The following is an 18,391-nucleotide window of genomic DNA, read 5'->3' as shown; positions in this document are numbered from 1 at the left end:
GGGGTGAAATAAGATGGAGAAAAAACGCCAGTCTTCTACAGCGAGAAACCGTTCTGCATCAAGAACGGGTATAAAGGTTACAAATACCACCAAGCAAGTGCGACAGAATCAGTCTTGGAGAGGGACAAGTAACCCTTCCCGAGTAGATAAGTATGTAGATTGCGATGATGAAAATGGTTGGTGTTAGGGGAAATGGCAGTGGGGTTCCACTGCCATTTCTTTATATAAATTTATCCCCTCCACTTAAATAGAGAAATTCTTTTATATCAATAGTGGCCTATTTATTATTATTTTTATTATGAAGTGAGAATTTCTGCACCGAATCACATATAGTAATAAGAAACACTTACGTTGGAAAAAGACAGGTGGTTGCGATGAACGAAATCAGTGCACTTGAAAAAGTGATTATCGTAGAGGGTAAAACTGATAAACAACAAATTCAAAAAGTGATTAATGAAGACGTTGAGATCATATGCACAAATGGAACGCTAGGGGTAGAGCGGCTGGAACAGCTCATTCTTGATTATGACCTGGATCATAAGGATGTATTTATATTAGTGGATGAAGACCATTCAGGGCATAAGTTACGCAAACAACTATCATTCGAACTTCCCCACGCTGAGCATATTTATATAGATCGTTCATTTAGAGAAGTGGCTGCGACGCCTGAGTCAGAGTTAGCCCAAGCTCTGGTAAGCAGAAGCATATCGGTTGATCCTATCTTCTTAACATAGTTAGGTGGTATTCTTTGCAAACACTATCCAAGTGTCCTTTAGAGGAGTTAAAGCAGAGTGAAAAAGATGTTGATTTTATTTTTATTCATAGTCCTTTTTGCGGGACCTGCCATTTGGCGAGAAAGATGCTGGAGACATTGGAAGAGACATTAAAAGGAACTGACTTTAGAGAGTTGAACGCAGCGATTCATCCTGACTTCATGAGTTATTACGAAGTAGAGAGTGTTCCGTGTCTTCTGATCGTAAAAAAAGGCATGATTCTTGAAAAAATCTATGCATTTCAATCAGTACCTTATCTCTATGAGAAAGTGAATCAATATCAATAAGAAGAGGCTGTCCTATATGGGACAGCCTCTTCTTATGTATGAAATAATGTCGAACGATGATTTCCCAAGAAATAATTGAGTGAATCATGTAAAGAAATGTAGAGAGAAGGTATTGGTAAATCACAAATGATCGAACTATGACTGGAGAAAATAAGGACTCATCATAAGGAGTCCTTATTTATACTATTGCAATTCATTTATAATAACGTTCCAATCGTCTTCATAATCTCCATGACATCTGCTTTATCTCCAAACTGCGCTTCAATCTTGCCCTGTTGATTTATGACCACAGTTGTTGGCACGCCTGTACACTGATATAGGTCATAAACTTCACGTCCTCGATCAATTAGGGTAGGTTGAGCAAGAAATTTGTTGGCAAATGCCACACCTTCTTCAACGTTTCGTTCTCTTCCGGCTACGTTAATCGTCAACATTTTGACTTCATCACGATTTAAGGATTGATAGAAATGTTCTTTCTTCGGAAGATCCCTTGAACAGTCGGGACACCAAGAAGCCCAAAAAGTGAGGACGATGACTTTTCCGAGATCTTGTTCCAATTGATAATGGCTGCCATCCATAGCGGGGAGCTCAAAGTGAGGTGCTTGCATGTTCGTTGCCTCCTTTAATGATTTGAATTGACTCTTTTATTATCACCATGCTAACATATGATTTAACTTAAAATCGATTTCAGATCTTATCTGGAGAGGTGGAGGGACTGGCCCTTTGAAACCCAGCAACCATCCTTTTTAGGAACGGTGCTAATTCCTGCAAGGCGTGAGCTTTGAATGATAAGAGAGTATACGTACATGCGTTTCCCTCTCTTTGGGAGACGTTTTTTTTATTATCTACACCATTCATTTCCGTATACTGTTTGCTGATAGGATTTATTTAGATGAAAGAATTGAGTGAAAGTTTCATATTGACTGAATGTTAAGACGCGTGCTAGAATTCTTTCTAGACTTAAAAGAGTTAAAGCGTTAATTGAATAAAGGATTTTACTCTTATCACGAGAGGTGGAGGGACTGGCCCTTTGAAGCCCGGCAACCATCAAACTATGTTTGAAAGGTGCCAAATCCTGCTAAGCATAGCTTAGACAGATGAGAGGACGAATCGGTTTAGATAAACCTTTCTGTCCTCTTAGGGGATAGTAAGGTTTTTTGTTTAGGGAAGGTTATACAAGAGAATCCTTAAACTTTTTCGCATTTGAAAAGGAGGAACAACCGTGATTTCAATCAAGAATCTACAGAAAATATTCAAATCTGGGACAAAACAAGTTCAAGCGGTTGATGATGTTAATTTGAACATCGAAAAAGGAGAAATCTATGGAGTGATCGGATATAGCGGTGCTGGTAAAAGTACATTTATTCGGTTGCTTAACCGATTAGAAGATCCTACGAGCGGGGAAATCGTCATAGATGGTGAAGATATAGCAAGTTTGAAAGCGGGCAGTCTACGTAAGGCTAGACAAGAGATTGGGATGGTATTCCAGCATTTTAACCTTCTTTGGTCTCGAACGGTAAGAGAAAACATTGCGTTTCCTTTAGAAATCGCAGGAACTCCAAAGAAGGAAAGGCAAGAACGAGTTGATGAACTGATTAAGTTAGTCGGCCTAGCAGGCAGAGAAGATGCATACCCATCGCAACTAAGTGGTGGACAAAAGCAGCGCGTAGGTATAGCAAGGGCGCTTGCTAACAGACCAAAAGTTCTGTTATGTGATGAAGCCACATCGGCACTAGACCCTGAAACAACTGATCAAATATTAGACTTGTTGGTTGATATCAATGAACAGTTAGACTTAACGATTATCCTTATCACTCATGAAATGCACGTTATCCGCAAAATCTCTCACCGAGTAGCGGTGATGGAAGAAGGTAAAGTTGTAGAAGAAGGCGATGTATTAGATGTCTTTCTTCATCCAAAAGAAAAAGTAACGAAACGATTTGTAGAACAAATTATGGGCGATCAAGACCAAGACGAAGCAGTGGAGACGATCTTAGCTCAGTATCAGACTGGACAAGTCGTTCGTCTGCATTTTGTGGGAGAGAAAACGAATCAAGCTTTAATTAGTGAGGTATCGAGAGAATTCCCTACTGTGAGCTTCAACATTTTACAAGGTAAGATTACTCAAACTAGTAAAGGTGCTTATGGAACGCTCTATGTTCACATGGATGGGACAGAAGAAGACATCAAGAAGGCAATCGATTATATTTCCGAAACGTCCGTGCAAGTAGAGGTGAATAATCATGTTTCATAAGTTGTTTCCAAACGCAAATGTAGAAGATCTGATTACGGCTACGGAAGAAACGTTATATATGACCGCTCTTTCTGTAATTGGAACGTTTATCTTAGGATTGTTGCTAGGGCTGTTACTGTATTTAACTTCAAAGCAAAATATATGGGCTAACAAACCATTGAATTTCATTGTGGCAACGATTGTAAACGTGTTCCGTGCTATTCCATTTATTATTCTAATTCTACTCTTATTCCCATTCACAGAATTTTTAATTGGGACAATAAGAGGCCCTAATGCAGCACTGCCTGCTTTAATTATCGGAGCAGCACCATTTTATGGTCGTCTTGTTGAAATTGCTCTTAAAGAAGTAGATAAAGGTGTAATAGAAGCAGCAAAATCTATGGGAGCTAAGACCTCTACAATTATCTTTAAAGTCTTGCTTCCAGAATCAATGCCAGCTTTGGTTTCGGGTATTACGGTTACCTCTATTAACTTAATTAGCTATTCAGCCATGGCAGGTGTCATTGGAGCAGGTGGTCTTGGTGATTTGGCTTATCTCAAAGGGTTCCAACGCTGGGACTTTGATGTTGTATTCTTGGCTACAATTTTAATTGTCATTATTGTATTCATATTCCAATTCGTTGGAGACCTTATATCTAACAAATTAGACAAACGATAGAAGGAGAGTTAAATGATGAAAAAATTCTTAACACTATTCCTCAGCGCATTATTCATATTCGCACTAGCGGCATGTGGATCAGCAGAGGATGACTCAAGCAGCAATGGATCTGAAACAGGCAATGAGAGTGGGGAAAGCAGTTCTGAGGAAGAACTAGAGGAAGTTGTTATTGGTGCATCTAGCACTCCTCACGCAGAGATCTTGGAGAAAGCTAAACCAATCCTGAAAGATAAAGGGATCAATTTGAAAATTGAAACATATCAAGAATACATTCTACCCAACAAAGACTTAGCCAGCGGTGCCCTTGATGCAAACTACTTCCAGCACACACCGTATTTGAAAGAACAGAAGCAAGAATTTGATTATGACTTCACGAGTCTAGGCCCAGTTCACAATGAACCAATGGGCGTTTATTCTAAAAATATTACAAACGTAGATGAGATTCCAGAGGGAACAGAAGTCATCATGCGTCGTTCTGAATCTGAACATGGTCGTATCCTTTCCTTATTTGAAAAACAAGGTCTGATTACATTAAAAGAGGGCGTTGAGAAGAAATCAGCAACAATCGACGATGTTGCAAAAAACCCTAAAAATCTTGAATTCAGCCCGGATGTAGATGCAGGGCTGCTTCCGCAAAACTATGAGCGTGAAGAAGATGCTCTAGTTGCAATAAACACGAATTATGCAATAGAAGCAGGTTTAAATCCTACTGAAGATTCCTTGTTTATTGAAGGGGATGACTCTCCATACGCGAACCTTCTTGTTACAAAAACGGAAAACAAAGATAGTGAAGCGCTAAAAACGGTTTTAGAGGTTCTTCAATCTGAAGAGATTCGTAGCTTTATTAAAGAAGAATATAAAGGTGCTATTGTACCTGTGAAATAATTATGGTCATCCTGTCCCTCCTTGGATAGAAAGTAAACTCATCGCTCATAATAGTGATAGTTACTTTTATCCTGGGAGGGATTTTTTATGGATCAACAACATCAACCACAAAATTCAACAGAAAAAGCATTATTCACGTACAAACATGGTATGGGACTATTTCAAAAAGAAATGCCTGATGTAGCTCATCATTTTAGTGAGTTTTCAGAAGCTTGTTTTAAAGAAGGTCAAATCTCAAAAAAAGATAAGCAGCTCATGGCTTTAGCTATTGCTGTCGTTGCTCAAGATGAGTATTGTATGATTTATCACTCAAAGGGATGTCTCGACAATGGCGCTACAAAAGAAGAGATGATGGAAGCTTGTGGCGTAGCAGCTGCCTTTGGTGGAGGTGCAGCACTTAGTCAGGCAGTAACACTCGTTAATGAAAGTATCCAAGAGCTTCATTAATATTTGAGAATTGCATAAATTTAAGTAAACAGAAGCAAATTCGATGTATTATAGGGTATAAAAAGGTATCACTTTCAACTCAGATAAATTGTCATTCCTTCCCTTAAATTGAGTTTATATGGACTTTGTTATGGGAATAAGGATTATGCTAGACTAAGTTGGAAAACAATTGAAGGGATGGATTCACTATTAGTGACCAGTTGAACTTAAACTACACAAGTGAGATGGAAAAGGCGATGCACCAATCTCACGGAATGGGCTATCAAGAGTATAGTCGCCGAATTGACCAGCGTTTAAAGGTAGAACAACGTAGGGAAGCAGAGTACCAAGCAAGTCGGCAAATTGTAGCAGAAGTTGATCGGCAAATCCATCGATAAAAATTGTTTATAATGTGTTACTTAATAAATTGAAGCAGGCGTACCACTGGCCTGCTTATTTTTTGTTCAATCTTTCAGGGGCAGGTGGTTTTCTTTCTTAAGGATTTGTTGTTACTATATATATATAAGGAAGTTAATTGGCAAAACCTATGCGTGTAACACGGATTAGGTTTCTACTATCTTAATAGTAAGAACTTATTATAGCGTGTGGTAAAAAGTTGATATTACTTTCGAAATGATTTAAAATTGTAATGAGAATAGATTGAGAATCGATACATTTTACGTATCCTTAATTTACGATAGTTAGAAACCATATTGGAGGTATCAAAATGGCAGGATCAACACTAGAAATTAAAGATCTTCATGTAGAAATTGAAGGTAAACAAATCTTAAAGGGTGTAAACCTTACAATAAATGGTGGCGAATTCCATGCTGTCATGGGTCCAAACGGAACAGGTAAATCTACGCTTGCATCAGCAATCATGGGTCATCCTAAGTACGAGATCACAGGTGGAAGCATTCACTTAGACGGCAAAGACGTACTAGAAATGGAAGTGGACGAGCGCGCTCAAGCTGGTCTTTTCTTAGCAATGCAGTATCCTAGTGAAATTAGCGGTGTAACAAACTCAGATTTCCTTCGTTCTTCAATTAACTCTCGTCGTGAAGAAGGCGATGAAATTAACCTTATGAAGTTCATCAAAGAAATGGACGGAAATATGGATGAACTTGAAATGGATAAGAACATGGCTCAGCGTTACCTAAACGAAGGTTTCTCAGGCGGTGAGAAGAAACGTAACGAAATTCTTCAACTTATGATGCTTAAGCCAGAGATTGCAATCCTTGATGAGATTGACTCCGGTCTTGATATCGACGCACTTAAAGTGGTTTCTAAAGGAATTAACAAAATGCGCGACGAAAAATTTGGTTGCCTAATTATTACTCACTACCAGCGTCTGTTAGATTATATTACTCCAGATAAAGTACACGTAATGATGCAAGGTCGTGTAGTGAAATCAGGCGGACCTGAATTAGCTAAGCGTCTTGAAGAAGAAGGTTACGACTGGATTAAGCAAGAATTAGGCATTGAAGACGAAACAGTAGGTCAAGAAGCGTAATCAGTTAGGAGGGATATCATGACTGTTGAAACACAACAACTTCCATTCGATAAACAATATGTCAGCCAGTTTTCAGAGAAACGAAATGAACCTAAATGGATGACAGACCTTCGTGTAAATGCGTTGGAACAAGCTGATGCGCTCCCAATGCCAAATCCAGATAAAACGAAAATTGATAAATGGAACTTTTCTCGTTTTAAACATGAGGCACAAGGTCAAACCATTTCTTCACTAGAAGAATTACCACAGAAAATCCAAAGTTTCCTTGATATAGAGAAACAAGACCAAAACCTTGTTATTCAACGTAATCACACGGTTGCTTATTCTTCTTTATCTCAAGATCTAAAAGATAAAGGTGTCGTATTCACAGATGTCTTCACTGCGCTATCTGAGCACAGTGAGCTTGTTCAAAAGTACTACATGACAGATGGAGTTATGGTAGATGAGAATCGTCTAACTGCTCTTCATGCAGCACTTATGAACGGTGGAGTATTTGTATATGTACCAAAAAACGTAGTCATTGAAGAACCAATTCAGTCTATATTCTGGCAAGAAGACGATGAAGCAGCGCTTTATAATCACATTCTTGTGGTAGCTGAAGAAGGAAGTTCTGTAACGTATGTTGAGAACTATATCAGTGACAATGAAGCAGAAGAAACGGTTGCAAATATAGTTACAGAAGTAATCGCAAAAGGTAACGCTAAGGTTTCCTTCGGTGCAGTTGATAACTTTGCAAAAGGTACAACAACTTACGTGAACCGTCGTGGTGTAGCTGAACGTGATGCTCAGATTCAGTGGGCACTTGGTCAAATGAACGATGGTAACACGGTATCTGAAAACGTCACGTATTTAATGGGTGATGGCGCTCATGCGAATGCGAAGACGGTAACCGTTGGCCGCGGAGAGCAAAAGCAGAACTTCACTGCGAAAATTGTTCACTATGGTAAAGACACAGATGGGTATATCCTACAGCACGGCGTTATGAAGGAAAGTGCTAGCTCGATCTTTAACGGAATTGGTAAGATCGAAAATGGTGCGTCTAAATCTAACGCAGAACAAGAATCACGTGTTCTTATGCTAAGTGATAAAGCTCGCGGAGACGCAAACCCAATTCTTCTTATTGAAGAAGATGATGTAACAGCAGGTCACGCTGCTTCTGTAGGTCGCGTTGATCCCGTGCAGCTTTACTATCTAATGAGTCGCGGTATTCCACAACATGAAGCAGAACGTCTTGTTATTCACGGTTTCCTAGCACCTGTTGTGAACCAACTTCCAATTGAAGCGGTGAAGAATCAATTACGTGATGTAATTGAAAGGAAAGTTTACTAATGGATATCAACCAGGTTCGTAAGCAATTCCCGATTTTAGATCAGGAAGTAAACGGACATCCATTGGTTTATCTTGATAGTGCAGCAACATCCCAAAAGCCTCAATCCGTTATTGAGGCTTTGGATGAGTACTATCGAGGCTATAACTCTAACGTACACCGAGGTGTTCATACACTAGGTACGAGAGCTACAGATGGTTACGAGGGTGCTCGTGAAAAAGTCCGTCGTTTTATTAATGCAAATAGTACAGAAGAAGTGATTTTCACTAGAGGAACAACCACTTCTATTAATACTGTTGCTTATAGTTACGGACGAAACAATCTCCAAGAAGGTGATGAGATTGTCATCACCCCAATGGAGCATCACAGTAATATTATTCCTTGGCAACAAACAGCAAAAGCTACTGGAGCGACGCTTAAGTACATTCCTCTTCAAGAAGATGGAACAATATCTTTAGAGGATGCTAAAGAAACTATTACGGACAAAACAAAAATTGTTGCAATGATGCACGTTTCGAATGTACTTGGCTCTATTAATCCGATTAAAGAAATTGCTGAAATTGCACATGAAAATGGAGCAGTGATGCTAGTGGATGGCGCGCAGAGTGCACCGCACATGCGTATCGATGTCCAAGATTTAAATTGTGATTTCTTCGCCTTTTCCGGTCATAAAATGGGAGGCCCAACAGGCATTGGTGTTCTTTATGGGAAGAAATCTCTTCTTAAAGATATGGAACCTGTTGAATTTGGCGGCGAAATGATTGATTTTGTAGGATTGTATGATTCTACGTGGAAAGAGCTCCCTTGGAAATTTGAAGGGGGAACACCTATTATTGCAGGCGCTATTGGAATAGGAGCTGCGATTGATTTCTTAGAAGATGTGGGACTTGATGAAATTGAGGCTCATGAGAAACGATTAGCTCAATATGCAATGGATCGACTGAAAACAATAGAAGGTGTTACCATTTACGGACCAGAAGATCGTGCTGGGTTGATCACGTTTAACTTAGATGATGTTCACCCACATGATGTTGCTACTGTATTAGATGCTGAAGGTATTGCTGTACGTGCTGGTCATCACTGCGCTCAACCATTAATGAAATGGCTAAATGTATCAGCTACGGCTCGTGCAAGCTTTTATGTATACAATACAGAAGAAGACATCGATGCATTTGTCGATGGATTACAAAAGACAAAGGAGTTTTTCGGAGATGTCTTTTAATAATCTCGACCAACTATACAGACAAGTCATTATGGATCACTACAAGAACCCTCGTAATAAAGGGGCTCTTGAAGGGGACCATTTAACTGTAGATATGAATAATCCTACTTGTGGTGACCGCATTCAGCTTCAGTTGCAAGTAGAAGATGGCATTGTTCAAGATGCAAAATTCGATGGTGAAGGTTGCTCTATTTCTATGTCTTCAGCTTCTATGATGACGCAAGCGATTAAAGGTAAAAGCGTTGAAGAGGCTGTGAAAATGTCTCACGTTTTCTCTGATATCATGCAAGGGAAAGAAATAAGTGAAGAGATGGAAGAAGAATTAGGTGACATTCAAGCGTTACAAGGCGTTTCTAAGTTTCCTGCACGTATTAAATGTGCAACATTATCTTGGAAAGCGATGGAAAAAGGTGTAGACGAAAAGGAATAAAGTTTTTGTGATATACCACCTAAAGGAGGTTTTGACCGATGGCTAAAAAAGCACCTGAGGTCGGCGAGTATAAGTACGGGTTTCATGACAAAGACGTTTCGATTTTCCGCACAGAACGTGGACTGACTGAAGAAATTGTACGTGAGATCTCTAGACAGAAAGATGAGCCAGAGTGGATGCTTGATTTCCGCTTGAAAGCTCTTAAACAATTCTATAAGATGCCAATGCCACAATGGGGCGGCGACTTAAATGAACTTGATTTTGATGAGATTACGTACTACGTAAAACCATCTGAAAAGTCTGAGCGTTCTTGGGATGAAGTACCTGATGAAATTAAGCAAACGTTTGATAAATTAGGTATCCCTGAAGCAGAACAAAAATATCTTGCAGGTGTATCCGCTCAGTATGAATCTGAAGTTGTATACCACAACATGCAAGAAGACTTAGAAGAACAAGGAATTATATTCAAAGACACGGATACAGCTCTTAAAGAAGATGAAGAGCTCTTCCGTGAGCACTTTGGTAAAGTGATTCCGCCTGCAGATAACAAGTTCTCTGCACTAAACTCTGCAGTATGGTCTGGTGGTTCATTCATTTACGTACCAAAAGGCGTAAAAGTTGACACACCACTACAAGCCTACTTCCGTATTAACTCAGAAAACATGGGTCAGTTTGAGCGTACGTTAATTATTGTTGACGAAGACGCTTCTGTTCACTACGTAGAAGGTTGTACAGCACCTGTTTATACAACAAATTCTCTACACAGTGCAGTTGTTGAAATTAACGTTAAAAAAGGCGGATACTGCCGTTATACAACGATTCAAAACTGGGCAAACAACGTTTATAACTTGGTTACAAAACGTGCGGTTGCTGAAGAGAATGCAACAATGGAATGGATTGACGGTAACTTAGGTTCTAAGTTAACGATGAAATATCCGTCTGTTGTTCTTAAAGGCGAAGGCGCGCGTGGTATGACTCTTTCTATTGCACTTGCTGGTAAGGGGCAACACCAGGATGCTGGTGCGAAAATGATTCACCTAGCACCGAACACGTCTTCTACAATCGTATCAAAATCCATCTCTAAACAAGGTGGTAACGTAACGTATCGCGGAATCGTTCAATTCGGTCGTAAAGCGGAAGGTGCTCGTTCTAACGTTGAATGTGACACGCTGATTATGGATAACAAATCAAAATCAGACACAATCCCTTACAACGAGATTATGAACGAAAACATTTCCCTTGAGCACGAAGCGAAAGTTTCTAAAGTTTCTGAAGAGCAGCTGTTCTATCTTATGAGCCGCGGACTTTCTGAAGAAGAAGCTACAGAAATGATCGTAATGGGCTTCATCGAACCATTCACGAAAGAACTTCCAATGGAATACGCAGTCGAAATGAACCGTCTGATCAAATTCGAAATGGAAGGTTCAATCGGTTAATTTGCATTCGATCTAAACGAATAGCGCATAGTAAGAGGACGAAATCCCCTGATTTCGTCCTCTTTTTGTATGCTCTCCTATAGAATATGATAGTTGAGGCAGTGGGGGAAGAAGGCCGTTACGTTTGTTGAGTGCTTGGGGTGTCTGGGGAAGCGAGTGATTTCCCGGACCACCTTATGCTCAATAAAAGCAAACGGAAACATTCTCTCAGATCAGCGTCTTCCATATAAGAAGGCTTATATGGAAGGCAGAGGTGCTTTCTTCATGTTTTTAAACTGAAAAAGATGGTAAGATAATGATAGACTGAGGAATTGTTTTTGGAAAGGAATTGTGTATTTTGGTTGCTCTTATTATGTTAATTATAGGTTTTTTTACAGCCTTTGTTGGCAGCATCGCTGGCATTGGTGGAGGAACCATTTTAGTACCTTCTATGTTGTTCTTACACAACGTTTCGGAATCTTTTGAGTGGGCTACTCCTCAGAAGATTGTAGGTATTTCAGTAGTCGTGATGATTTTCACTGGGCTATCTTCAACAATTGCGTATTGGAAGAGCAAGCGAATTGACTATAAGACCGGACTTATCTTTTTGATTGGTTGTCTGCCAGGTGGAGTGTTTGGGTCATGGTTTAATCAGTTCGTGGATACTAAAACGTTTTCTATTGCCTTTGGAGCTATAATGATCGTCATATCTTTATTGTTCTTTTTGCCGAGACCCGATCGTTCTAAAAGTTCTAAATCCACTAAGTGGCTACATATTAATCGATCATTCACACTGGATGAGAAAACATATCACTATCAAATCCACATAATTGGTGGCTTTCTTTTGGCGTTCTTTGTGGGGGCATTATCCGGTTTATTTGGAATTGGTGGAGGTTCATTGATGGTTCCTGCTATGATCCTTTTATTCGGATTACCGCCTCATGTGGCTACTGCAACTTCAATGTTTATTATACTCTTTCTAAGTATCTCAAGCTCTAGCACTCATGTTCTATTGGGACATGTTCCGTGGCTTTACACACTATGTTTCATACCTGGTGCATGGGTTGGTGGTACGATTGGAGCAAAGCTTAATCAACGAATGAACGGGAAAACGGTTGAATGGATATTACGAATGATTCTCATTTTAATCGGTGTTCGCTTAATTTGGGATGGAATTGGGTAAGGAGTCGATTAGATGACGGAAAATATTTATCTTTACTACACAAATGATTTACATAGCCATTTTGAAAACTGGCCTCGAATTGTAGGCCATTGGAAAGAACGGCGAAATCACCATGAAAAGATGAAAGAAGATATGTTTCTGTTGGATGTAGGAGATCACGTAGATCGCTTTCATCCAATTTCAGAAGCAATGATGGGAAAAGCAAATATAGATTTACTAAATAAAGCAGGTTATAACTGGGTTACTTTGGGGAATAACGAAGGGATTACTCTAACGCACGAAGATTTGTATACTCTGTATGATGAAGCAACATTTGATGTAATATGTGCAAACCTATCAACCATAAATGCTCCTGACCCCGCATGGTTAAATCCCTATTCTATTCAGACAACGTCTAATGGAACCAAGATTGCGGTAATTGGACTTACAGCACCGTTCTATACATTCTACAAGCAAATGGGGTGGGAAGTCGTTTCCCCTTTTGATAAGCTTGATGAGTTATTAGAAGAGATCGAAAAGAAAGCTGATATTATTGTGTTATTATCCCATCTAGGGATTAACGATGACGAAGCAATTGCCAATCGCTATGATTCGGTTGATGTGATTATCGGTGGTCATACCCACCATTTATTTAAAGATGGTGAGTATATTAATGGTACTTTGCTATCGGCGGCTGGTAAGCATGGCATGTATGTTGGTCAGGTTGCCTTTAAGTGGGATCAGTTCAATCGAAAGCTAAGCCATAAATCTGCTAGCGCCTATTCGCTTGAGATGCAGGATGAGGATAAGGAGACAGAGCAGCTTGTAGAATATTATTCTAAGCGAGCTTCCCATATGTTGCATGAGACGGTAGCAGAATTAAGCCAAAATCAGGATGCAACATGGTTCGAAACGTCTGAGGTGATGAAAGGGTTCGTTAGGACGCTCAAGGACTGGACGGGTGCTGATGTAGCCATGTTAAATGCGGGAGTGTTGTTGGAAGGGTTTCCTCAAGGACCTGTTACTAGAGGAGATATCCACCGAAAATGTCCTCATCCCATGAATCCTTGTAAGGTGGAACTTAAAGGGGATCAGCTTATGGAAGTCATTCGTCAATCACACGCGAAACGTTTTATGGAGCTAAAGCTCAAAGGATTTGGGTTTAGGGGCGAAGTGATAGGACGCATGGTGTTTGATGGAGTGGACGTGCAAAGCAGAAAAGCTCAAGATGACCAAGAATACGTTACAAAAGTCACCATTGATGGAGAAAGAATTGATCCAACTCGTACGTACTCTGTCGCTACAGCTGATACCTTTACTTTTGGTCGTTTGCTTCCTGAAATTGCAAATAGTCCAAAAAAAGAATATTTTATGCCAGAGTTGCTTCGTGACCTATTGCTTGAAACTCTTAAGCAAATGCCATAAATAATGCACTTTCTTCTGCTATTTTCATAAATTGTAGCAGAAGGGAGTGGATCACGATGGTTACGGTAGAGCCTGTATGGATTGAGGGTGTTCCGTTTACAGCTGTTTCTGTTGTTTTACCAAAAACCAACTTGTTAGTTGTGACTCATGAAAAAGGATACATTATGTGTGGGGCATTAGATGTAGACCTATTAAATGAGAAGTTAGGTGATCGAAACGTTATAGCTGGGAGAGCAGTGGGGGTGAGAAGTATACAAGATCTACTAGAAGCGCCTCTAGAAAAGGTTACCATAGGCTCAAAAGCCTTTGGTTGGGAAGAAGGAATGATTGGTAAAGAAGCTATGTTAAGATTGGTAAGAGAAGAGTCTTAACTATATTCAGTACGAGGGAGTTTGTAGATCTACTTCAAATTCTCTCGGTGTACATAGCTATAAAGAATTGAGGAGTTAAGTTTGGTATAAGGTTGGGGTAGAATGCGATTGCTATCAACGTTTTCCTTAGAACCTGGTCATGAATTGGCAAAACCGATCCATAACGAAAAGGGAAAGGTCTTAATCCATTCAGGTGTGTCGTTGACTCTAAAAATGATCGAACGATTAAACGACATGGGGATTACATATGTTTACATAGAAGACGAAGTCACGGATGATATCGTGACTGAATTTCCGATTACAGATCAAGTTAGGAATCAAGCTATCCATCGTATTACGGATACGTTTGATAAAGTCAAATCTTCAAATACTCTACAAGATTCTTTTATTTTCGATCGTACTGGGGAGAAGATGAAAGAGGTAGTTCGAAAGATATTATCGGATATACAGAGGCATGATCGAGCTATTTCTTTATTATCAGACGTGTTTACATACGATGATTATATCTTTACACACTCTCTAAATGTAACGATCTATACGTTAGCATTGGGAACAGAACTCGGTTTAAATCCGAAGAAACTTGAAGAGCTAGGGTTTGGAGCTATTCTGCACGATGTTGGTAAAGTTCAAGTCCCAAGGGAAGTACTGTTTAAACCAGGTTCTTTAAGCGATGATGAATTTGAGCTTATTAAAGAGCATTCAGAAGCTGGTTTTAATATGCTTCGATCAGTACCTAGTGTCCCCTTGGTAGCGGCACATTGTGCATTTCAACACCATGAGCGGCTGGATGGCTCTGGATATCCAAGGGGGCTGTGCGACAAAGATATTCATTACTACGCTAAAATCTTGGCAATTGCAGATGTTTTTGATGCAGTTACAAGTAACCGAGTGTATAGAAGAGCTATGCTCCCTCACGAAGGTCTTGAGATTTTATACGGAGGTGCCGGGACAAAGTTTGATTTACATATGATTCAAGCCTTCCGAAGAAGTGTTGCTGTGTACCCAAATGGCTTGAGTGTTAGTTTAAGTGATGGACGAAAAGGTATAGTGTCAAAGCAAAATGAGAACATAAGCGACCGTCCTCACGTGAGAATTTTAGAAGAAAATGGACGTTCAGTTCACTCATATTATGAATTAGATTTAAGTAAAGCTCTGAATATCGTCATTACAGAATGTGACACTACGTTGGTGGGAAAAACGTAATAAAACAGTCAAACCCTGTCCTCATCTTGCATAAGATTGAGGAGAGGGGGTTTTTATTATGGGTAGAAATAGAAGAAAAGGTTCAATGGCACCACCTCCAGCCAGGCAGATATTTATTATAACGTTCATGTTTTTTCTCATAAGCACTTTTGTAAGCTTATGGATTATAAATAAAGGGATCGAGCCAAAGATTATGGAGATCGCAGAGGCGAGAACCGAACAATTTGCGAAAGAAGCCATTGCAGAAACCGTCAGTAAGAAGATGGCAGAAGACCTGAATGTGAATGATTTAGTCCAGTATACTTACGATGATCAGGGAAATGTAGTGTCCGCTGGCTTCAACTCAGCAGCGATCAATAAAGTTACCCGCGATACGTTATTTCGTGTAAATCAATACTTAACAAGGTTAGGTGAAGGCGAAGACCCTGACCCTGGTATATCCTATGATGTTGACATTGACAAACCTGAGGAGACGAATACTGAGGTTGTCCAAGACAAACGAACCATTGCCCGAATTCCTTTAGGGCAAGCTACTGGAAATACATTATTATCAAACCTAGGACCGGAGATTCCTGTCCATTTCACTTACATTGGAAATGTAAAAGCAGATGCTGTAAAAGAAGAAAAAGAATACGGCATTAATATGCTAGTTGTCGATATTGATTTGAGGGTTGAAGTCAACTTACAGGTTCTTCTCCCTTTTTCTACAAAGATGATTACAGTGAATACAGAAGTTCCTATTGCGCATAATGTGATTATTGGGAAAGTACCTGATTTCTACAATGGTGGTGGCGGTGGAATGAATCCATCTATTGAAGTTCCAACAAACCCCTTGCCAGGACCATAAAATCTTGTTAAGATAATACTTGTCTTACACAAAAATTGAATTTCATCTACCCTTATCATATCGATGAGGTAGAGGCGCATTTAGCATTAGTACCCAGTTTGAGGATGACAACAATGAGAACTGGCGAAAGGGCTACTTGCCGAAGTGTAACGAAGGGTCCCCTTCCTTACGCTGGTGCATTCCCGAATAGAGAATGTACTGTCATGCAAACCGAACGTTGGATTGCATGATGCGCTACTGATCGAGATGGAGGATAACAATATTATTTGCGATAAACAGCAAGTAATGATAGGTTATTTTCTCTATCATTATTTGCTGTTTTTTTTATTTCCTCTTACTCTTCTGCATCTAAAGCCAGATTACCACACCAATCTGTGCTCGACAGTACTTGCATCGTCATGTCCATCGTTCCTTTCCTTCGAAAGACATCAGGCCTGAAACACGAAGGAGACCATTATTTAAAATACGGAGGGAACGAAAAGATGGAAGGAACGATTTACTCACTTATTCCACCACTTGTTATGCTTGTCTTAGTCTTAGTTACAAGGCGAGTGCTTATCTCATTAGGAGTAGGAATATTACTTGGTGCTTTCATGCTCCATGATTTTTCAATATCCGCAACGCTATCTGAAATATGGACACAATTCTATACGATTTTCTATGTAGATGGCGCGCTTAATTTAGGGAATTTATTCTTACTCAGTTTCTTAATCTTGTTAGGAATTACAACAGCCTTTATGACCGCTTCCGGAGGAAGTCGTGCATTTGGAGAGTGGGCGATCCAACGTGTTAAAACACGTAAGGGTGCTCAAACTATGCCAGCTGTATTAGGTATTATTATTTTCATTGACGATTACTTTAATAGCTTGGCAATAGGACAAGTAGCTCGCCCATTAACAGATCGTTATAAAGTTTCTAGAGCGAAGTTAGCGTACTTGATTGATTCCACATCAGCACCAATTACGGTGATCTCACCGATTTCAAGTTGGGGTGCCTATATCATTGGTACAATTGGAACTATTATTGCAACAAATGAATTAACTCAGTTTAGTGGCTTAGAAGCCTTTGTTAAAATGATTCCAATGAATTTATATGTGTTCGCAGCTATTTTACTTGTGTTCTTAACCATTTATCGCAAGTTTGATATTGGAGCCATGAAGAAACATGAGCAAAAAGCTGAATTTGAAGGGGAACTTGTTGACCAAACGAAAGACGTTCCTGGGGATTTGAACAATGAATTTAAAGATGTCCATAACGGACGCGTCTATCACTTGATTGTTCCTATTATTGTATTAATTGCGGCTACTGTCATTGCCATGGTGATTACTGGAATTCAAGGAACAGAAGGAAACGTAACCATCCTTGAAATCTTCAAGAATACAAATGTAAACCGCTCATTATTCGCTGGTGGCTTATTTGCCGCACTAAGTGGATTTGTTCTTTATGTAGCCCAATCAGGCGAAAAGTCATCGCTTAGCAAAGTTAGCCTTGAAGGTTCTAAAGCAATGATGCCAGCTATTTATATTTTAGTCTTTGCATGGATGATTGGGGCTATTATTGGTGAGCTTGAGACAGGTAAGTTTCTAGCAGCTCAATTTGAATCTCTAAACATTCAGGCATCATATTTACCACTACTCGTTTTCTTAGTTTCAGGAGGAATGGCCTTCGCCACAGGAACATCATGGGGAACATTTGGAATTATGCTTCCGATTGCAGGTAATATCGCAGCAAACACTGACGTAAGCATGTTCTTACCTGCTTTAGCAGCCGTATTAGCCGGAAGTGTGTTTGGAGATCACTGTTCACCGATTTCAGACACATCAATCCTATCTTCTACAGGTGCAGGATCAAATCACATTGACCACGTCATGACACAGTTGCCTTATGCCTTAATTAGTGCCGCTGCCACTTCTGTTGGTTATGTGGTTTATGGCATGACATCTAGTACTTTGCTATCCCTTGTTATTACCCTGTTGATTGTAGTACTTGTTGTATTTGCAATTAATCCAAAAAGCAATTATTCAGAAGTGAATGATTCCAAAACTGCATAGATGTGTGAATCCCGTTATGTAACCTACATGACGGGGTTTTTTTTATTGCTCAACTAAGACCTGCCTTAGTTCCACATAAGGGCAGGATTATTGAATATCCGAAGTTGAGAGAATGTTTCCGTTTGCTTTAGTAGAGTGTAAG

General features: G+C 39.7%; 20 protein-coding genes and 3 riboswitches. Of the genes, 19 read left to right on the top strand and 1 reads right to left on the bottom strand.

All coding sequences use genetic code 11. The annotated features are described in order from the left end of the window. The first annotated feature begins 13 nt into the window (after window positions 1-13). The 3 genes from IMZ31_RS15420 (at window position 14) to IMZ31_RS15410 (ending at window position 1,060) form a co-directional block, all read left to right on the top strand. The gene (locus IMZ31_RS15420) at window positions 14-187 is read left to right on the top strand and encodes a DUF2553 family protein (RefSeq protein WP_207528174.1); all 174 of its coding nucleotides are present in this window, start codon (window positions 14-16) and stop codon (window positions 185-187) included. 187 nt (window positions 188-374) lie between these two features. Further along, the gene (locus tag IMZ31_RS15415) at window positions 375-734 is read left to right on the top strand and encodes a ribonuclease M5 (RefSeq protein ID WP_207528173.1); all 360 of its coding nucleotides are present in this window, start codon (window positions 375-377) and stop codon (window positions 732-734) included. Window positions 735-748: 14 nt separating this feature from the next. Beyond that, window positions 749-1,060: a thioredoxin family protein gene (locus tag IMZ31_RS15410; RefSeq protein ID WP_207528172.1), complete on the top strand. Its 312-nt coding sequence runs from the start codon at window positions 749-751 to the stop codon at window positions 1,058-1,060. 197 nt (window positions 1,061-1,257) lie between these two features. Here IMZ31_RS15410 and IMZ31_RS15405 read toward each other — a convergent pair whose 3' ends face one another. Then, window positions 1,258-1,668: a TlpA family protein disulfide reductase gene (locus IMZ31_RS15405; RefSeq protein ID WP_207528171.1), complete on the bottom strand. Its 411-nt coding sequence runs from the start codon at window positions 1,666-1,668 to the stop codon at window positions 1,258-1,260. 83 nt (window positions 1,669-1,751) lie between these two features. After that, window positions 1,752-1,855: riboswitch (SAM riboswitch) on the top strand. A 203-nt stretch (window positions 1,856-2,058) separates the two neighbouring features. After that, a riboswitch (SAM riboswitch) is annotated at window positions 2,059-2,164 on the top strand. Between the two features lie 118 nt (window positions 2,165-2,282). Between IMZ31_RS15405 and IMZ31_RS15400 the strand changes: the two genes are divergently transcribed. The 16 genes from IMZ31_RS15400 (at window position 2,283) to IMZ31_RS15325 (ending at window position 18,249) form a co-directional block, all read left to right on the top strand. After that, window positions 2,283-3,314: a methionine ABC transporter ATP-binding protein gene (locus IMZ31_RS15400; protein ID WP_207528170.1), complete on the top strand. Its 1,032-nt coding sequence runs from the start codon at window positions 2,283-2,285 to the stop codon at window positions 3,312-3,314. Beyond that, a complete protein-coding gene (locus IMZ31_RS15395) occupies window positions 3,304-3,972 on the top strand; it encodes a methionine ABC transporter permease (protein ID WP_207528169.1) in 669 nt (222 codons plus the stop codon). The genes IMZ31_RS15400 and IMZ31_RS15395 overlap by 11 nt, the downstream gene beginning before the upstream one ends. Window positions 3,973-3,987: 15 nt before the next feature. Next, the gene (locus tag IMZ31_RS15390; protein WP_207528168.1) at window positions 3,988-4,857 is read left to right on the top strand and encodes a MetQ/NlpA family ABC transporter substrate-binding protein; all 870 of its coding nucleotides are present in this window, start codon (window positions 3,988-3,990) and stop codon (window positions 4,855-4,857) included. Between the two features lie 87 nt (window positions 4,858-4,944). Next, entirely contained in the window at window positions 4,945-5,304 is a 360-nt protein-coding gene (locus IMZ31_RS15385) for a carboxymuconolactone decarboxylase family protein (RefSeq protein WP_207528167.1), read from the top strand. 236 nt (window positions 5,305-5,540) lie between these two features. After that, complete coding sequence (locus tag IMZ31_RS15380) at window positions 5,541-5,681, top strand: YuzK family famiily protein (protein WP_188652317.1); 141 nt, start codon at window positions 5,541-5,543, stop codon at window positions 5,679-5,681. A 329-nt stretch (window positions 5,682-6,010) separates the two neighbouring features. After that, the gene (sufC, locus tag IMZ31_RS15375) at window positions 6,011-6,796 is read left to right on the top strand and encodes a Fe-S cluster assembly ATPase SufC (protein ID WP_207528166.1); all 786 of its coding nucleotides are present in this window, start codon (window positions 6,011-6,013) and stop codon (window positions 6,794-6,796) included. An 18-nt stretch (window positions 6,797-6,814) separates the two neighbouring features. Further along, window positions 6,815-8,125, top strand: coding sequence for a Fe-S cluster assembly protein SufD (gene sufD / locus IMZ31_RS15370; RefSeq protein WP_207528165.1), 1,311 nt, complete (start codon window positions 6,815-6,817; stop codon window positions 8,123-8,125). Continuing rightward, window positions 8,125-9,345: a cysteine desulfurase gene (locus tag IMZ31_RS15365; protein ID WP_207528164.1), complete on the top strand. Its 1,221-nt coding sequence runs from the start codon at window positions 8,125-8,127 to the stop codon at window positions 9,343-9,345. Before sufD ends, IMZ31_RS15365 begins: the two co-directional genes overlap by 1 nt. Further along, window positions 9,335-9,775: a Fe-S cluster assembly sulfur transfer protein SufU gene (gene sufU / locus IMZ31_RS15360; protein ID WP_036782548.1), complete on the top strand. Its 441-nt coding sequence runs from the start codon at window positions 9,335-9,337 to the stop codon at window positions 9,773-9,775. The genes IMZ31_RS15365 and sufU overlap by 11 nt, the downstream gene beginning before the upstream one ends. Before the next feature lie 38 nt (window positions 9,776-9,813). Next, window positions 9,814-11,211: a Fe-S cluster assembly protein SufB gene (sufB, locus tag IMZ31_RS15355; protein ID WP_036782551.1), complete on the top strand. Its 1,398-nt coding sequence runs from the start codon at window positions 9,814-9,816 to the stop codon at window positions 11,209-11,211. Between the two features lie 352 nt (window positions 11,212-11,563). Beyond that, the gene (locus IMZ31_RS15350) at window positions 11,564-12,373 is read left to right on the top strand and encodes a sulfite exporter TauE/SafE family protein (protein ID WP_242705580.1); all 810 of its coding nucleotides are present in this window, start codon (window positions 11,564-11,566) and stop codon (window positions 12,371-12,373) included. 12 nt (window positions 12,374-12,385) lie between these two features. Continuing rightward, window positions 12,386-13,777, top strand: coding sequence for a bifunctional metallophosphatase/5'-nucleotidase (locus IMZ31_RS15345; RefSeq protein ID WP_207528162.1), 1,392 nt, complete (start codon window positions 12,386-12,388; stop codon window positions 13,775-13,777). Window positions 13,778-13,833: 56 nt separating this feature from the next. Beyond that, entirely contained in the window at window positions 13,834-14,148 is a 315-nt protein-coding gene (locus IMZ31_RS15340) for a YunC family protein (RefSeq protein ID WP_207528161.1), read from the top strand. Window positions 14,149-14,250: 102 nt separating this feature from the next. Next, on the top strand, window positions 14,251-15,351 hold the full coding sequence (locus IMZ31_RS15335) for an HD-GYP domain-containing protein (RefSeq protein ID WP_207528160.1): 1,101 nt from the start codon (window positions 14,251-14,253) through the stop codon (window positions 15,349-15,351). A 58-nt stretch (window positions 15,352-15,409) separates the two neighbouring features. Then, on the top strand, window positions 15,410-16,198 hold the full coding sequence (gene yunB, locus IMZ31_RS15330) for a sporulation protein YunB (protein WP_207528159.1): 789 nt from the start codon (window positions 15,410-15,412) through the stop codon (window positions 16,196-16,198). A 61-nt stretch (window positions 16,199-16,259) separates the two neighbouring features. After that, a riboswitch (Lysine riboswitch) is annotated at window positions 16,260-16,443 on the top strand. Window positions 16,444-16,680: 237 nt separating this feature from the next. After that, complete coding sequence (locus tag IMZ31_RS15325) at window positions 16,681-18,249, top strand: Na+/H+ antiporter NhaC family protein (protein WP_207528158.1); 1,569 nt, start codon at window positions 16,681-16,683, stop codon at window positions 18,247-18,249. Window positions 18,250-18,391: the final 142 nt, after the last annotated feature.

This window comes from Pontibacillus sp. ALD_SL1 (assembly GCF_017355605.1).
Note: the sequence above shows the minus strand (reverse complement) of the source record. Positions and strands in the feature narration are given on the sequence as shown.

Excerpts from the sequence above, each read along its gene's own strand:
- IMZ31_RS15415 (WP_207528173.1), top strand. The coding sequence starts at position 375 with ATGAACGAAATCAGTGCACTTGAAAAAGTGATTATCGTAGAGGGTAAA.
- IMZ31_RS15335 (WP_207528160.1), top strand. The coding sequence starts at position 14,251 with ATGCGATTGCTATCAACGTTTTCCTTAGAACCTGGTCATGAATTGGCA.
- sufB (WP_036782551.1), top strand. The coding sequence starts at position 9,814 with ATGGCTAAAAAAGCACCTGAGGTCGGCGAGTATAAGTACGGGTTTCAT.
- sufU (WP_036782548.1), top strand. The coding sequence starts at position 9,335 with ATGTCTTTTAATAATCTCGACCAACTATACAGACAAGTCATTATGGAT.
- IMZ31_RS15405 (WP_207528171.1), bottom strand. The coding sequence starts at position 1,668 with ATGCAAGCACCTCACTTTGAGCTCCCCGCTATGGATGGCAGCCATTAT.
- yunB (WP_207528159.1), top strand. The coding sequence starts at position 15,410 with ATGGGTAGAAATAGAAGAAAAGGTTCAATGGCACCACCTCCAGCCAGG.
- IMZ31_RS15395 (WP_207528169.1), top strand. The coding sequence starts at position 3,304 with ATGTTTCATAAGTTGTTTCCAAACGCAAATGTAGAAGATCTGATTACG.
- IMZ31_RS15340 (WP_207528161.1), top strand. The coding sequence starts at position 13,834 with ATGGTTACGGTAGAGCCTGTATGGATTGAGGGTGTTCCGTTTACAGCT.
- IMZ31_RS15390 (WP_207528168.1), top strand. The coding sequence starts at position 3,988 with ATGAAAAAATTCTTAACACTATTCCTCAGCGCATTATTCATATTCGCA.
- IMZ31_RS15325 (WP_207528158.1), top strand. The coding sequence starts at position 16,681 with ATGGAAGGAACGATTTACTCACTTATTCCACCACTTGTTATGCTTGTC.
- IMZ31_RS15420 (WP_207528174.1), top strand. The coding sequence starts at position 14 with ATGGAGAAAAAACGCCAGTCTTCTACAGCGAGAAACCGTTCTGCATCA.
- IMZ31_RS15365 (WP_207528164.1), top strand. The coding sequence starts at position 8,125 with ATGGATATCAACCAGGTTCGTAAGCAATTCCCGATTTTAGATCAGGAA.
- IMZ31_RS15345 (WP_207528162.1), top strand. The coding sequence starts at position 12,386 with ATGACGGAAAATATTTATCTTTACTACACAAATGATTTACATAGCCAT.
- sufD (WP_207528165.1), top strand. The coding sequence starts at position 6,815 with ATGACTGTTGAAACACAACAACTTCCATTCGATAAACAATATGTCAGC.
- IMZ31_RS15385 (WP_207528167.1), top strand. The coding sequence starts at position 4,945 with ATGGATCAACAACATCAACCACAAAATTCAACAGAAAAAGCATTATTC.
- IMZ31_RS15380 (WP_188652317.1), top strand. The coding sequence starts at position 5,541 with ATGCACCAATCTCACGGAATGGGCTATCAAGAGTATAGTCGCCGAATT.
- IMZ31_RS15350 (WP_242705580.1), top strand. The coding sequence starts at position 11,564 with ATGTTAATTATAGGTTTTTTTACAGCCTTTGTTGGCAGCATCGCTGGC.
- sufC (WP_207528166.1), top strand. The coding sequence starts at position 6,011 with ATGGCAGGATCAACACTAGAAATTAAAGATCTTCATGTAGAAATTGAA.